Here is a 15,629-nt window from a genome sequence, read left to right on the forward strand (position 1 = left end):
TAAATGAAATTTTCTATATTTCAGTAGTAAAATTTCGTTCCATGAAAAGAGTAATTTTCCTATTTATTTTCTTAAGTAGTTTATATGTTTCAGCTCAAGAGAAATTGAGTTTTGATTTAATTTTTAAAGGTAAGTCTATTGGTGTTTTAGATGCTGAGATGAGAGAGATAGATGGCCTAAAGCAATATAATAGCCATACAAAAATTGACTATCATTTTTTAATTAGAATTGACCTTGAATACAAATACGAAGTTTTCTATTCTGAGCATGGATTAAAAGAAGCAGATGTAGACATTTTTGTGCATGGAAAAGAAAAGACAAAAACTAGAACGATAAAGAATACTTCTAATTATAAGTTTTATTTAGATGAGAAAAAACCTACTTCAATTTCCGACTCGATTGATTACAGTACTATTTTATTATTATTTAAAGAACCTAAGGGTATAAATAAAGTTTATGCCGAAGAACACGGTGAATTTCACGATTTAAAATACCTGGGAGATGGGAAATACGAAAAGACCAATCCTAAAGGAAAGGTAAGTACATATTTCTATAAGAATGGTAGGATGGTGCGTGCGAAAGTGGATGCTGGTATTATTTCTTTTTCGCTAAAAGCAACTAATTAGATTCTAGAAGTGGAATTTTTTCTTCTATTTTATCTATTGGTTTTGCAATTTGTTTAGGTGCCTTAAATCGATAACCGATAAACAGAAAAAACGAATTTTTCGAAAGTTGGAATTGTACTTTATCTGAATTGTTAGATTCGTTAGTAATATGCTTTACAAAAGAAGCTCCACCAAATATTTTTTCTCCATTGTACCCCGCACCAATACCTCCTTTAAAAGACCATAATAATTCTTGAAAGTTATCTTTTATAGAAGACCCATTTTCAAAGGCTTCACTCCAATTAAAATCAACGCCAACTCCTGGAATCGCAAATGCATTCGCAAACCAGTTTTTTTTAACAAATGTATAGTAGTAGCCCATATTTACTGCTATGTTGAACCCCTGTGTCTCTAAATATTTGTTTCGTTCAATGGTTTCTCCACTTAAGTTTTTATAAGTGTCTAGTCCATCAAAATTGTAATACCAATAATCAATACTTGGTATAAAACTACCCGCGCTTTTAAGTTGTCGCTCCGTTTGAGAAATAGTCGCTCTTACAGAATAATTATCATTTAGTTTGTAAGCCGAGGTGCCTGAAAACACTCTCGTTGTTAAATCGGGAAATTGAATATGGTTAGAAGCATCACTAGGAAATATTTCATCAGTAATACCTTTGTCGACAATGTAATAACCACGTACTTGGTTGTATTCAAAATCATGCGACCATTTATTAAATAATAAAGCAAATTTTAGTCTAAAAGATTTAGGTTTTCCTTTTTCTGTGGCACTAGTTCCAGAAGGTTTGGGTCTAATTCCTAGACGTACAGATAAAAACTTATAACTTACAACAAAGGCATAGCGCAAACCTAAGTTGGGCTCTATTTTTACAGTTTCTCCCGCAAATGGAATTTTATATTTCGGAATTTCGTTGCTTACCTCAAATTTGATATTTAATTGTTTTGTATAATCAGCTATATACTCACGAAAGGAAATAACAGGCAAACTATCAGAAACTTTTTCAGTTTGAGTATAGCTTAATAAGCTTATTAAACAACAAATTAGAAGTAATAAATAACGCATTTATTGTGTTTAGTTTGCAAATACTAAAATACTTATTTCGGTAAAACAGATTTTGAATTTTAACACAATATTTAATTGAATTTTGATACTCACGTTTTAAAACTAAATTCCAAATTCAGGAGGGTAGGTTACCAAACCAGTAACTCCACTAAGCCCATTAGCAACTAGTTTTTTTACAAAAGCATTTTCTTTTGGAACATCAAAAGGAAAATTAATATTGTAATCAGTACTCAACTCATAGCCAAACCTCGGGTAATAAGCCTCATGTCCAATTAAAACTACCGAAGTGAATTTAAGTTCGCGTGCTCTAGAGTGTGCATTTTTTATAAGCATAGCACCAATGCCTTGTTTTTGATATTTTGGTAAAACAGAAACTGGTGCTAGTGCCAAGCTTCTGTGAATTTTGTCTTTATCTACTATATCAACTTCTGTTAGCAAAATATGACCCACAATAATGTCGTCAAAGGTGGCGACTAACGATAATTCTGGAATATAGACGTTTGATTTTCGGAGTCTTTCTACCAATTCGTGTTTTGTTTGATCGCTAAATTTTTCATCTCTAAATGCCTGTTCTACCACATTTTTTATGTCTGAATAGTCAGTCTTTTTAGCTTGTCTTATTAGAATTTTCATAGCCATTAGTTTTAGTCTGATGTAATGTACCAAAATTATGTTTCCAATTTGTATGGGTAATTACCTCTTTCTTATACTAATTTAACTAACTGTAAGTAAGATGTTTAAAATCTAACAAATGATGTCAGTCTATAGTTAACATAGGTTTCGAGCGAAATGCCTTCATCATTTTGGTTGTATAATATGGTGATAATGTCTGGTGTTACAGTTAAGTGTTTTGTTATCTCCAATATTCAATTATAATTTTTGAGACAGTAATATGTGAAAATGCACCATACTCTTTACCTATTTTAGATTATCAACATATTAGATGTGTTACGCTCTTATTAAAGTTAAAAAAGGCAGCCAGTTGGCTGCCTTTTTTTTATTTTTTATTTTTACGTACGCGCATATTCAGTGCCTCTACACCCAAAGAGAAGGCAATTGCAAAATACAAATAGCCTTTTGGTATGGCGCCTACATGTTGCCCAAATACTTTTGCATGAGATAAATGAGCACCTTCTGTAATCAGCATAAATCCTATCAATATTAAAAATGCCAAGGCTAGCATTTGTACTGTTGGATTCTTGTTTACAAAATTACCAATAGGTGTTGCAAACAACATCATAATTAATATAGAGATTACCACAGCAATAATCATAATGGTTAAGGCACCTGGTACACCGTTGGTCATGCCAACCGCTGTTAAAACCGAGTCAAAAGAAAAGACCAAGTCAATCATAACAATCTGTGTAATTACCATACTCATACTACTTGTCAATTTTTTGGTAGTAGCATTCGTCTCTTCTACATGGTCTATTTTATGCCCAATTTCTTTGGTACTCTTGTATAGTAAAAACACACCACCTAAAAATAAAATCATACTTTGCCCTGTAATTTCAGCATGTGCCCAAGAGAGGTCAATCGTAAAAAACGGATCTTGCATTGCTATTAAGAACGATACGCCTAATAACAAGATAATTCTAAAAATCATGGCCAATAATAACCCGATTCTAGTTGCTCTTTTTATTTGATGTTTTGGTAATTTACCAGCTGTAATAGAAATAAATACGATATTGTCTATACCTAAGACAATTTCTAAAAATGTGAGAGTTAATAAGGCCACCCAAGTACCTCCTTGTAAAAATATTTCCATTAGTCAGTTAGTTTGATTACGGTTCCTATTTGCTTATAATTAGAGTGTCCAATTACTGCTTCAAAATCGTATGAATTAGCAGTAACTTTTGTGATACGCACTTTTATTGGATCTTGATCTAGTTCAGATTTTGGATGCAACATTTTAAGCGTATAGTTAAAATTGTCTGTCCAAATAATTTCTAAACTATCAATTCGCTCACCGTAGGTTTCAATTTGGTAATTGCCATTTCTTACAAAGGTAGTTTTATCATATTTATCGCCTGCAGGAATCTCAAAAGAACCTTCTCTAAAGCTATACATATCTACATTTTGTTGTTCTGCACAACCAAATGCAATGGCAATTAACGCTATGTAGACAACTATTCTTTTCATTAAATACCTGTGTAGTTACTTGGCGTAATAACTCTTAGTTCGGCTTTAATAGTTTCGCTTACATCTAGCGTTTCAATAAAATCTGCTATAGATTTTTGCGTAATAGCCTCGTTGGTTCTAGTTAAACCTTTTAGTGCCTCATAGGGATTTGGATATGCCTCTCTTCTTAAAATAGTTTGAATAGCCTCTGCAACTACAGCCCAGTTATTTTCTAAATCTTGTTCAAAAGCGGCTTGGTTTAGCAACAATTTGTTCAAGCCTTTTAGGGTAGACTGGAAACCAATGGTTGTGTGTGCCATTGGTACCCCAACATTTCTCATTACTGTGGAGTCTGTTAAGTCACGTTGTAAACGAGAAACAGGTAGCTTACTCGATAAATGTTCAAAAATAGCATTGGCAATTCCTAAGTTACCCTCAGAGTTTTCAAAATCTATTGGGTTTACTTTGTGTGGCATTGCAGAAGAACCAATTTCTCCTTTTTTAATTTTTTGTTTGAAATAATCTGTAGAAATATAGGTCCAGATATCTCTGTTTAAATCTATTAATATGGTATTGATGCGTTTTAAACCATCAAATAACGCGGCCATATGATCGTAATGTTCAATCTGTGTGGTAGGGAAGGAGTGGTGTAAGCCTAAACTATTTTCAACAAAGTTGGTTCCAAAAGATTTCCAATCGTTGTTAGGGTAAGCTACTTTATGAGCATTGTAATTCCCTGTTGCCCCGCCAAACTTAGCAGCATGTGGTACTGTGGTTAGGCTTTTTAATTGCTGCTCTATACGTTCCACAAACACATAAATTTCTTTACCCAATCTTGTAGGAGATGCTGGTTGCCCATGTGTACGTGCCAACATAGGTACGTCCTTCCAATCTTCGGCTAAACTTGCTAATTTGTTTTTTACCTCTTTTAATAACGGATAATATACATCTACCAATGCCTCTTTAATAGATAAGGGAATAGCGGTGTTGTTAATGTCTTGCGAAGTTAATCCGAAGTGAATAAATTCTTTAGAGGTATCTAAGTTTAATGCGTTAAACTTTTCTTTGATAAAGTACTCTACCGCTTTTACGTCGTGGTTGGTTACTTTTTCTATGTCTTTAATTTGTTGTGCATCGGCATCGCTAAATGCTGTATAGATAGCTCTTAATTGCGGATACAAACCTTTGTCAAAGTCTGCCAATTGTGGCAATGGCAATTCGCACAAGGCAATAAAATATTCTATCTCTACTTGTACGCGATATTTTATTAAGGCTTTTTCAGAAAAGTAAGGGGCAAAGTTCTCAACTTTACCTCGGTATCTACCATCTATAGGAGAAATGGCATTTAAAGAATTTAAACTCATAGTGTGTTGTTGTAAATGCGCAAATTTACAGTTTCGAATGCAATTTTCTATAGCGTATTGCTAATAATTTTTTGCTGTTTTATTTGTGCTGTGGTTAACGGAGATTTAGTTATATTTGGTGTATTAACCAACAAAAAAACTAGCTATACTTGTCAAAACAATTTCTTTTTGTAGAAATGGATAACATTACCTAAAAGTGATGCTATCACCCCATTCATATAGGTTGACAGGAATAAAAAAACTAAAAGTAAAAGTTGAAAATGGTTGAAGAAAAATGAAAACTATTTTGATCAAGAATACATTCAAAAATATGATACTATCAAAGAGTGGCAAAAAGACTATTTAATTGAAAAGAAATGAAAGCCGCAATTCGTAAAACATATGGTTTACCAAATAAGATACACATTGCTGAAATTGCAAAACCAACGCCAAGAGATAATGAGGTTTTAATTAAGGTAATTGCTACAACCGTAAATCGAACAGATTGTGCAAACCTAACTGCCAAACCATTTATTATGAGGTTTTTGTTAGGGTTCTTTAAGCCAAGAAAAATAATATTGGGGACAGATTTTTCAGGTGAAGTGGTATCGTTAGGTAAAAATGTTACCTCATTTAAAATTGGAGATAGGGTCTTTGGTTTTAACGATATGGGTTTAGAATCACAATCTGAATTTGTAACAGTAGCCGACAAACATCTTTTTATTATTCCTGATAACATAGATTATAAGCAAGCTACTGCAAGTTTAGAAGGCGCACATTATGCTTATAGTTTTATTCATAAGGTGAATATTCATCCTGGGCACAGGATTTTAATTAATGGAACCACAGGGGGGATTGGTTCGGCACTCTTACAATTTGTAAGACAACTTAATGTGCATATTACAGCAATATGCAATACAAAAAACATTGAGTTAATTAAATCTCTAGGAGCAGATAAAATTTATGATTACACCAAAGAAGATTTTACAGAAGATACTACGAAATATGACTTTATATTTGACGCGGTTGGCAAAAGTACTTTTGGTGCTTGTAAACCTTTGTTAAAAGAGAACGGGGTGTATATATCTTCTGAATTGGGGCCTTATGCTCAAAATGTATTGTATGCAATAGTAAAGCGTAAAAAAGTTATTATACCGGTTCCGTTTAAAACAGAAAAATCTATTCCTTTTATTTGTCAACTTTTAAGCGAAGAAAAATTTAAGCCAATAATAGATCGTGAATACGCATTAGAAGAGATTAATTTGGCCTATGAATATGTGTTGCGTGGCGCCAAAACAGGTAATGTTGTTGTTAATTTGTAATAATTTCGAAATAAAAAATGTCAATGACTGTCAACAGTTTTATATAAAGCTCACTAAAAGAAATCCAATCAAAACCAGCTTCAATAATTCGTTCTTTGTGTTGCTCTGTCAATACTTCTTTTACCAAACTTTCTTTTCTGCCAGTATACGCTTTGGCTAGAAATTCACAAATCTTAGCAACAGGTCTAACGGGCTTTCGTGTTTTACTCGAGAGAAGTTAATTGTAAAATATCCAGGTAGGGCAATAGTTGATTGAGGTCTCTATTGAAAACATACTCTAACACCCATGCGGCATGAAAAGCTAAAGGGTTAGTAGGGTCGAAAGTAATATTGAGCAGGTGTGGTAGCGACTCTAAATTATCGAGCACAGTATCAGCAACTTGATCTCTATGTACTCTATAGGCCGATACTTTATTTTCTAAAAGTTCCGATAATTGTTCATGTGTCATTCAGTCAAAAATAAGAATTTTGTGTACTTTTAGATGCAAAACCAAATACCATGAAGAAAAAAATTCTTTTAATATTAGTAATTGTATTTATTGGTATTCAATTTGTGCCAGTAGCATATAATACAGCTAACGTAGTACCAACTACAGATTTTATTGTAAACAATCAGCCTCCTACAGAAGTGGCGCAGCTTATAAAAAATTCTTGTTACGATTGTCATTCAAACAATACACGCTATCCTTGGTACGATAAAATTGCTCCGGTTTCTTGGTGGGTGCAAGATCATGTAGATCATGGTAAAGAAGAAATGAATTTTTCTGCATGGACCGAGTATCCTGCAAAAAAACAAAAGAAATATCTTAAAGAAATTATAGAAGAAGTGGAGGAAGGAGAGATGCCATTAGAAAGTTACTTAATTATGCATGGCAATGCTAAAGTAAATGCAGAACAGTTAGCAGCCCTAGAATCTTGGATAGAAACAATAACTGTTTCTGAATAAAGTTATCATATTACATCCCTAAATTTTTAATTATGATACGTAGCCTTATCTCATTACTTTTATTGATAGGTTTTTTTACTGTGCATGCTCAAGAAATAAACCAAGTTGATTCCAATGGCGAGCGACATGGGGTTTGGAAAAAGAACCATAAAAACGGTAGAATTCGTTATGAAGGTACTTTTGATCATGGTAAAGAAGTGGGTGTTTTTAAATTTTATTCCATGAATACTTCTGACTTTCCCGTAGTTGTGAAAACCTTTAAAGACGGTATTGCCTTTGTTGAGTTTTTTACAGAAAAAGGTGTGAAAGAAAGTGACGGAAATATGAAAGGTAAAGAGCGAGTGGATACTTGGAAGTATTATCACAACAATGGAGTTTCTGTGATGATTGAAGAAAATTACCAAAACGGTGAATTAAATGGTGATTACAAAGTGTATTATTTAAATGGTAAAGTTACCCAAGAGGCCACTTATAAGAATGGCAAGTTTAATGGTATAGCAAAGAAATATTCTCAAAAAGGTGTAATGGTAGAAATGCTTACTTATGTAGACGGGGTATTAAATGGTCCTGCTGCGTTTTATGAACTGGATGGTGAGTTGATAATGAAAGGCATCTATGAAAACGATCTAAAAATAGGGCAGTGGCAATTTTATGAAGATGGAAAATTATCTCAAAGCAAAGATTTGACACCTTCTAAAAACGACTAATCTTCAGTGTCTTTGGTGTCATTTTCTGTAGATTCAGTCTCACTCAATTGATCTAAGAAATTGTATTTAGCTTGACGCAATTTCCAGCGTTGTCTTGCAAATTCTTGCATGTCTTCATGTGTGTCTTTTTCATCAACAATTTCAAGACCTAAGAGTGTTTCAATAATGTCTTCCATGGTTACAATACCGTCTAGACCACCATACTCATCAACAATTAATGCTATTTGTTCTTTATTATTAAGTAGTTCTTCCCAGAGTGTAAATAGCACCATTGTATTTGGCACCATTAAAATTTCTCTTTTTATAGATTTTAATAAAGTGTCGCCTTGGTTTTCGGTAAGCTTTTCCATTACAGTTTGTCTGAACACATACCCTGTAATATTCTCATCGTTCTCCGCGTAGATTGGAATTCGAGAAAATTTTAAAAACTCTTTGTTTTTAACGTATTCCTTTAATGCTATATTCTCATCAGCAACAGAAACAACAACACGTGGTGTCATTATTTCCCGAACTTTTACATCTTTAAGTTTAATAACATTCTGAATTACCTTATGCTCTTTTTCAGAAAATACACCTTCATCTGCTCCTAAACTTGTCAATGCTGCAATTTCTTCTCTACTTGTAGAACTCTCCACTTTTTCTTTTGAAAATAGCTTGGTCAAAATACTCGACATCCACACTAATGGATAAGTTATTACAATCATAACTCGCATGGTGTGATACGACATTTTTGCAAGTCCTCTCCAATAATTTGCTCCAACTGTTTTAGGGATAATTTCTGTAACCACAAGAATTAAGATGGTTAAAACAGCAGATACATAGCCAAAAGACGATTTACCAAAAACTTCAACAGCTTGAGAACCAACACCAGCTGCACCGATAGTGTGTGCTACTGTATTTAATGATAAAATAGCAGATAATGGTTTGTCTATATTTGTCTTTAAATCAATAAACTTTTCAGCCCATTTTTTACCTTTTTCTGCTTCAACCATTAAAAAAGATTGAGGTGTAGATAACAATACAGATTCTAAAATAGAACACAAAAATGAAACAAAAAGTGCTAAAAATAGATAGGCGAGAAGTAGGGCCATTGCTTATGTTTAAACTTAAATTATTGGCTTACAAAGGTACGGAGTTTTATTTTAAATAGAACTTTCAATGCCGGCTTTATAAGATTTCAAAGCACGTTCTCTTGCAAATTTATGCTCAACTATAGGTTGAGGGTAGTTAAGAGAGTTCAGTTCTGGAATCCATTTATTGATATACCTCAGTTCTTTGTCGAATTTTTTTATTTGCTCAGTCGGATTAAATACTCTAAAATAGGGAGCAGCATCGCAACCTGTGCCAGCCGCCCATTGCCAATTACCATTATTGGAGGCCAATTCGAAATCTAATAATTTTTCGGCAAAGTAGGCCTCTCCCCAACGCCAATCAATAAGAAGGTGTTTGCATAAAAAACTTGCAACTACCATACGAACTCTATTGTGCATATATCCAGTAGCATTTAATTCACGCATGCCTGCATCTACCATAGGATAACCTGTGGTACCTTGTTTCCAACGTTCAAATTCTTCGGTGTTATTGCGCCATTGTATGCCATCGTACTTTCTTCTAAAATTTTGATGTATGACATTAGGGAAATGAAAGAGAATTTGCATAAAAAACTCTCTCCAAATGAGTTCGTTTATAAAAGTTTGATGCTGTCTGTTTGTCTTAACCAAATGCCGTATGCTAACCATGCCAAATCTTAAATATGGTGATAGGTAGGTGGTGTTATCGCGCGCAGGAAAGTTTCTATCGGCGTCGTAATTTGTGAGATCATTTAAATGAAACGGTTTGATGTCAATAGATGAAAATTCAAATCCGATGGATGCAATTGATGGGAAATCACATTCAAATTTTTGAAACTTTTCTATTTGATAGCTTGTATATTCTCTCGTGTCGTCTTCGGTAAGATGAGCTAACCATTTATTTTTAAAAGGTGTGTAAACGGTGTAAGGAGTTCCATCGTTTTTTAAAATATCGTTCTTGGCAAAAACCACCTGATCTTTGAATTGATGAAAGGTAATATTATGCGTTTTCAATAACTCCTCTACTTTTTTATCTCTTTGTAAAGCATAAGGCTCGTAATCTTCATTACAAAAAACCTTTGTGATATTGTATGTAGTAACAAGCTCTTTCCAAACTTCAATTGGGGTTCCTTTTTTGCATACGAGTCCGGAGCCTTTACGTTTTAAATTCTTGTGGATATTCTCAAGTGCTTTATAAATTAGTGTTAGACGCGCATCATTTTTTGGAAGTTCATCCAAAATATTTGAATCAAAAATAAAGATAGGGACAACAGGTAAACCACTCGAAATCGCCTTGTATAGCCCGTGATTGTCAAGTAATCTTAAATCTCTTCGATACCAAAAAACAGCTACTTTTTCTTTTCCTTGCATAGTACGTTTAAAATTCAATGAATATTTCTTCAAATTTAATATTTGAAATCAGAGATTCCTCATAAACCATTTTAAAATGTTTGACACCTAATTTTTGTTGTTAATTAATTGATTTTTTGACAATTGTTCTTAAATTAGATATCCAAATCAACTTATCAAAAAAATAGAATGAAAAGAATCTTATATTTAATTGTATTCTCGATGTTTTTTACAAAAACATCTTACTCCCAAAATAATTTTAATATTCAATTTCCAACTTCAGAGGCTGAAAGATTTGAAAAATGTGTAGAATGTTTTAGAATTTTTAGAGAGAAACCAAAAGAAGTTGGTTTTTCTGTTCAACAAGAGGGAAATCAACTTTTCTTTCAAGTAAATGATAAAGATTGGCTATTGCAATTATTCAATGAACCATTAGACGGGTTGGCCGTAGATATTATTTCAAAAGATAGATACGATTGTGATATTTATAGTATTGACAGGTCTCAGGTCAGAGGTACATTAATAGAACCCATTTATACTCAACAAATTGTATCTGACATACGCCAAATGGGTGCGAATTCGTATCGGTTACCTGTAGGTACTATACCTGATAATTTGTTGGATAAAGAAATAGAATTCAATATTTTATTTTTAACGAACAATGCACTTTGTAGATATGTGACTACCTACGATTTAGAACGGTATGGCTGGGATTTATTAGATATGGGAATGTATTTAGATTCTCTAACATTCAACCCTAAAGAGATAAGCACCGCTTCAAGAAAAGGATATATAATTAAAAATAAAACCTTGAAATTTGTAGTTCCCTTTAAGAAAAATATATCACAATATTCGAATGCAGATATTAAACCGATATATGATTCTTTACAAATTACAGACTACAATATAAAAAGTATAAAAATTAGAGCTTATGCGTCGGTAGAAGGAACACTAAAGAGAAATATAGAATTACATAAAGAACGTGCGAACAGTATTTTAGTTGCTTTGCAATCTTTTCAAAAACCTACAATTGAGCTTGAGATATCTTCATCAGAAAATTGGGTTGAGTTTTTTAATGATACAAAGGGTACAAAGTATGATTATTTTAAAGATAAAAGTAAAAATGAAATTAAAGCTGAACTCAGGGGGAGTTTACTCAATGAGTTAGAACCCTATCTATCTAAACACAGAAAGGCCATATTGGAGTTAGAGCTAGAAAAGAAAGATAATTTCATTGATTTATCTTCTGAAGAGTTATTGAGTAGATTTAACAAGGCAGTTGAAGAAGACGATTTACCTCAAGCAATTGCATTACAAAATTCAATATTTGAAAGAATTAAATCAAAAGAGATTTCTCCAGATTTTTTAACGCGTATGGAGGTGCCAAATCAGATTAAATACCTCACTATTTTGAATAAGAATTATTCAATGAGGTACATGTATCAGGAGACTCAAATGCTCATTGTTTATAAACAATTATTGGAGTTAGAAAAAATCGCTCCAAAAAGTAAAGAGTTACAATATAATATTACAGTCTTAAAAATAAGGTTATGGCGCTATAAATCTATTCCAATTGAAGAATCTCAGCTAAAAAACCAAATACTTGAATTGACCGATAATTATGGTATTGATAAAACATTGGTGTTTAGAATGATGGTAAATTATCATATTATCAAAGCAGAAAATTTAATGCCTAAAAGAGATTATATCAATAAAGATAAATCAGTTAAATATATAAACGATACCTATAAAAAGTTTCCACTTTCCAGTTTTGATTACTTAAGTCTCGCACAATTTTTTAGCTACTATTCAAATACAGGATTGGCAGTTGTTTTATTGCAGGACGAGGTAAGAAGGATTGATGTAGACGAGAATTTATTGTTCTATTACCTTAACCTTACGATGGTAGATAATAAATTAACACAGACATCAGATTATAGAACAATTATGCTTAATGCCTATAATTTAAATCCACGCAGATTTTGTAGGATATTTAATCCTGTAAGCGATGGTGGAGTAACATTTCAATTGTTAGATGATGAGTTTTTAAGAAAAACATATTGCGAAAATTGTGTGAACCAAAATTAAATAGAGGCATGTATATTTTTCAATAGTTTTTTTACTTCTAAATCACCGTAACCATAAATAGGAGCACGTTTGCTAAACTCTTTAAAAATTGAGATAAAATCATCCGTTTTTAGATTTATAAAATCGTTCTAAGAATTTCTGTTGGTTTCCCTGGGAATAAAGCTGTTGCAACACTCTCAATATAAGCTATTATAGCATTGTTTATGAATGGATGTTTCTTTTTTAATTGAGTACTTAGCGTGGTTAGTTTGTCAAGTTCTTTGTCTTTATAAGCATACCACATGGCTGCGAATACAGTAACATCGACAGTAATTTTGGTCTCAAAGCATGTCGTCAATTCATCCTTAGATAGTCCACCAAAGCCATAATGAGTGTGCTGATGAGGTTTTACTAAAAACACCTGATCATATTTATGAATTTTTTCAAGTAGATAACAAGTAAACCACATATTTACTTGACAAAACACATCATCTTCAAACCATAAGTGTAGAGATGCATCTTTTTCAATTGTCAAAATTTTTGTGAATTCAGGAATTACCTTTTCCTCATATTCCTTTTGTTGTGCATTGTAATTTTCTATTAAGAAATTTGACCTCGTCTTAAAAAAGTCATTTAAAAGTATGTCTAATAACAGGTCTATCTACTAAATACTTTCTAAAAACAACTAAAGCACCCAAAATATTCTTTGGGAATTGATATTTCAATGCATCTCCGTTTAATATGTAATACTTCTTTCCCAGAGACTACGCAATCAAATATAGTTGTTGCATGAAGGATTTAAAAGTCTCTAATTCAAAAATATTTAGAACTTTTTAAACTCAAAAAAGTTCGTATCTTTGCAGCCTTAAATTCGTTGAAAATGAAACGTGTAATTGTTGGGCTTTCAGGAGGAGTAGATAGTAGTGTTACTGCATATTTATTGCAGCAACAAGGCTATGAGGTTATTGGTCTGTTTATGAAGAACTGGCACGATGACTCTGTGACTATTTCTAATGAATGTCCGTGGTTAGACGATAGTAACGATGCGATGCTTGTTGCAGAAAAATTGGGAATCCCTTTTCAGGTTGTTGATTTAAGTGAGCAGTACAAAGACCGTATTGTGAATTATATGTTCCGTGAATACGAAATGGGACGCACACCAAATCCAGATGTGCTTTGTAATCGTGAAATCAAATTTGATGTCTTTATGAAAATTGCGTTGGATTTAGGAGCCGATTATGTAGCTACTGGGCATTATTGTCGTAAAGATAGTGTTGAAAGAAATGGGGAAACCATTTACCAACTTAAGGCTGGTGTGGATGGCAATAAAGATCAATCATATTTTTTATGTCAATTATCGCAAGAACAATTAGCAAAGGCTTTGTTTCCCGTAGGCGAATTAACCAAACCTGAAGTTCGCGCAATTGCTGCAGAACAAGAATTGGTAACAGCAGAGAAAAAAGACTCGCAAGGGTTGTGCTTTATTGGTAAAGTTCGTTTGCCGGAGTTTTTACAACAGCAATTGCAACCTAAAGAAGGGGTTATAGTACAAGTGCCTTCTGATGCAGGAGTATATCAGACAACTACACCGACCAGTTTTGAAAGTATTAAAGATGAATTAGCATTTAAAGCTACTAAATTCGAATACAATCAAACAGATGGTAAAGTAGTTGGTAAACATCAAGGCGCTCATTATTTTACCAAAGGTCAGCGTAAAGGATTGGCTGTTGGTGGAACCAAAGAACCCTTGTTTGTTATAGAAACTGATGTTAATGAGAACGTAATTTATACAGGAGAGGGTAAATCGCACCCAGGGTTGTACCGTCATGTATTGTTTGTAAAAGCAGAAGAAGTACATTGGATTCGAGAAGATTTAAAGTTACAACTAGGTGAGAGTATGAAAGTTTCTGCGCGTATACGTTATCGTCAAACTTTAGAAACGGCAGCTCTATATATGTTTGAAGAAGGTATGTATGTGTCGTTCGACAATGCACAATCTGCTATTTCAGAAGGACAATTTGTAGCTTGGTATCAAGAAGACGAATTATTAGGTTCAGGAGTTATTTCGTAACTTCGAACTATGCAAAATAGTATCACTCAACTTTTTGGAATAACGTATCCTATCATTCAAGGAGGAATGGTATGGAACAGTGGTTATAAATTGGCATCAGCTGTTTCTAACGCTGGTGGTTTAGGCTTGATTGGAGCTGGAAGCATGTATCCAGATATGTTGTTAAATCATATTAAAAAATGCAAGCAAGCCACCAATAAACCTTTTGGAGTTAATGTGCCATTGTTGTATCCAAACATCCAAGAGATTATGGATATTATAGTTGCAGAAGAAATTAAAATTGTGTTTACTTCGGCTGGTAATCCAAAGACTTGGACCTCCTTTTTAAAAGACAAAGGTATTACAGTAGTGCATGTTGTAAGTAGTTTAAAGTTTGCATTAAAAGCGCAAGAAGCTGGTGTAGATGCTGTAGTTGCAGAAGGCTTTGAAGCGGGAGGACATAATGGTAGAGAGGAGACCACCACATTTACTTTAATACCAATGGTTAAGGAGCAGATTAAAATCCCTTTATTGGCAGCGGGAGGTATTGCCACTGGAAGAGGTATGTTAGCCGCTATGGTACTGGGTGCAGATGGGGTACAGATAGGAAGCCGATTTGCGGCAAGTGTAGAATCTTCTTCTCATAATAATTTTAAACAGTTAATTGTAGATGCTAAAGAAGGAGATACAGCTTTGACCTTAAAAGAATTAGCTCCTGTACGCATGTTGAAAAATGCATTTTATAAAGAGGTACAAGAATTGTATGCAAAAAATCCTACCGTTGAAGAACTGAGAGAATTATTAGGTAGAGGAAGAGCAAAGAAAGGGATGCTTGAAGGAAATTTGGAACAAGGCGAATTAGAAATAGGTCAAATAGCTGCACTTATTCACCAAATTAAATCTGTGGCTCAAATTGTAAAGGAAATTGTTGAAGAATTTGAATTGGTTAAGAAAACATTCTACTAAT

Annotated in this window: 16 protein-coding genes; 7 read left to right on the forward strand and 9 right to left on the reverse strand. The window is 33.3% G+C overall.

Annotated elements, in window-relative coordinates; all coding sequences use genetic code 11:
- Positions 1-41: 41 nt before the first annotated feature.
- The gene (locus tag ACYQ5R_RS12235) at positions 42-626 is read left to right on the forward strand and encodes a DUF6134 family protein (protein WP_460191244.1); all 585 of its coding nucleotides are present in this window, start codon (positions 42-44) and stop codon (positions 624-626) included.
- On the opposite strand, the gene ACYQ5R_RS12240 is transcribed toward ACYQ5R_RS12235, so the two are convergent.
- The 5 genes from ACYQ5R_RS12240 to purB all read right to left on the reverse strand — a co-directional run bounded on the left by ACYQ5R_RS12240 (position 619) and on the right by purB (position 5,171).
- Entirely contained in the window at positions 619-1,686 is a 1,068-nt protein-coding gene (locus ACYQ5R_RS12240; protein WP_460191245.1) for a DUF4421 family protein, read from the reverse strand. The genes ACYQ5R_RS12235 and ACYQ5R_RS12240 overlap by 8 nt on opposite strands.
- Positions 1,687-1,788: 102 nt before the next feature.
- Positions 1,789-2,319, reverse strand: a complete 531-nt coding sequence (locus ACYQ5R_RS12245) for a GNAT family N-acetyltransferase (RefSeq protein WP_460191246.1) — start codon at positions 2,317-2,319, stop codon at positions 1,789-1,791.
- Between the two features lie 364 nt (positions 2,320-2,683).
- Positions 2,684-3,454: a TerC family protein gene (locus ACYQ5R_RS12250; RefSeq protein ID WP_460191247.1), complete on the reverse strand. Its 771-nt coding sequence runs from the start codon at positions 3,452-3,454 to the stop codon at positions 2,684-2,686.
- The gene (locus ACYQ5R_RS12255; RefSeq protein WP_460191248.1) at positions 3,454-3,828 is read right to left on the reverse strand and encodes a hypothetical protein; all 375 of its coding nucleotides are present in this window, start codon (positions 3,826-3,828) and stop codon (positions 3,454-3,456) included. Before ACYQ5R_RS12255 ends, ACYQ5R_RS12250 begins: the two co-directional genes overlap by 1 nt.
- Complete coding sequence (gene purB, locus ACYQ5R_RS12260; RefSeq protein WP_460191249.1) at positions 3,828-5,171, reverse strand: adenylosuccinate lyase; 1,344 nt, start codon at positions 5,169-5,171, stop codon at positions 3,828-3,830. The genes ACYQ5R_RS12255 and purB overlap by 1 nt, the downstream gene beginning before the upstream one ends.
- 356 nt (positions 5,172-5,527) lie before the next feature.
- Between purB and ACYQ5R_RS12265 the strand changes: the two genes are divergently transcribed.
- Positions 5,528-6,472 (forward strand): NAD(P)-dependent alcohol dehydrogenase, encoded by a 945-nt coding sequence (locus ACYQ5R_RS12265; protein ID WP_460191250.1) that lies wholly within the window; start codon positions 5,528-5,530, stop codon positions 6,470-6,472.
- 203 nt (positions 6,473-6,675) lie between these two features.
- Here ACYQ5R_RS12265 and ACYQ5R_RS12270 read toward each other — a convergent pair whose 3' ends face one another.
- Positions 6,676-6,921: a hypothetical protein gene (locus tag ACYQ5R_RS12270; RefSeq protein WP_460191251.1), complete on the reverse strand. Its 246-nt coding sequence runs from the start codon at positions 6,919-6,921 to the stop codon at positions 6,676-6,678.
- 50 nt (positions 6,922-6,971) lie between these two features.
- On the opposite strand from ACYQ5R_RS12270, the gene ACYQ5R_RS12275 reads away from it, so the two are divergent.
- Both ACYQ5R_RS12275 and ACYQ5R_RS12280 read left to right on the forward strand, forming a co-directional pair.
- Positions 6,972-7,418, forward strand: coding sequence for a heme-binding domain-containing protein (locus ACYQ5R_RS12275; protein ID WP_460191252.1), 447 nt, complete (start codon positions 6,972-6,974; stop codon positions 7,416-7,418).
- 32 nt (positions 7,419-7,450) lie between these two features.
- Positions 7,451-8,125 carry a toxin-antitoxin system YwqK family antitoxin gene (locus tag ACYQ5R_RS12280; RefSeq protein ID WP_460191253.1) on the forward strand — a complete coding sequence of 225 codons (675 nt, stop codon included), beginning with the start codon at positions 7,451-7,453 and terminating at the stop codon, positions 8,123-8,125.
- Here the strand turns inward: ACYQ5R_RS12280 and ACYQ5R_RS12285 are convergent.
- Positions 8,122-9,216, reverse strand: coding sequence for a CNNM domain-containing protein (locus tag ACYQ5R_RS12285; RefSeq protein ID WP_460191254.1), 1,095 nt, complete (start codon positions 9,214-9,216; stop codon positions 8,122-8,124). The two genes, ACYQ5R_RS12280 and ACYQ5R_RS12285, sit on opposite strands and share 4 nt — an antisense overlap.
- A gap of 51 nt (positions 9,217-9,267) precedes the next feature.
- Positions 9,268-10,566, reverse strand: coding sequence for a cryptochrome/photolyase family protein (locus tag ACYQ5R_RS12290; RefSeq protein ID WP_460191319.1), 1,299 nt, complete (start codon positions 10,564-10,566; stop codon positions 9,268-9,270).
- A 168-nt stretch (positions 10,567-10,734) separates the two neighbouring features.
- Here ACYQ5R_RS12290 and ACYQ5R_RS12295 point away from each other — a divergent pair, with 168 nt between their 5' ends.
- Complete coding sequence (locus ACYQ5R_RS12295; RefSeq protein ID WP_460191255.1) at positions 10,735-12,633, forward strand: hypothetical protein; 1,899 nt, start codon at positions 10,735-10,737, stop codon at positions 12,631-12,633.
- Between the two features lie 115 nt (positions 12,634-12,748).
- Here the strand turns inward: ACYQ5R_RS12295 and ACYQ5R_RS12300 are convergent, their stop codons facing one another.
- Complete coding sequence (locus tag ACYQ5R_RS12300) at positions 12,749-13,081, reverse strand: hypothetical protein (RefSeq protein ID WP_460191256.1); 333 nt, start codon at positions 13,079-13,081, stop codon at positions 12,749-12,751.
- Positions 13,082-13,486: 405 nt separating this feature from the next.
- On the opposite strand from ACYQ5R_RS12300, the gene mnmA reads away from it, so the two are divergent.
- Positions 13,487-14,683, forward strand: coding sequence for a tRNA 2-thiouridine(34) synthase MnmA (gene mnmA / locus ACYQ5R_RS12305; protein WP_460191257.1), 1,197 nt, complete (start codon positions 13,487-13,489; stop codon positions 14,681-14,683).
- A 9-nt stretch (positions 14,684-14,692) separates the two neighbouring features.
- Positions 14,693-15,628 (forward strand): NAD(P)H-dependent flavin oxidoreductase, encoded by a 936-nt coding sequence (locus ACYQ5R_RS12310; RefSeq protein WP_460191258.1) that lies wholly within the window; start codon positions 14,693-14,695, stop codon positions 15,626-15,628.
- Position 15,629: the final 1 nt, after the last annotated feature.

The organism is Urechidicola sp. KH5 (assembly GCF_054661455.1).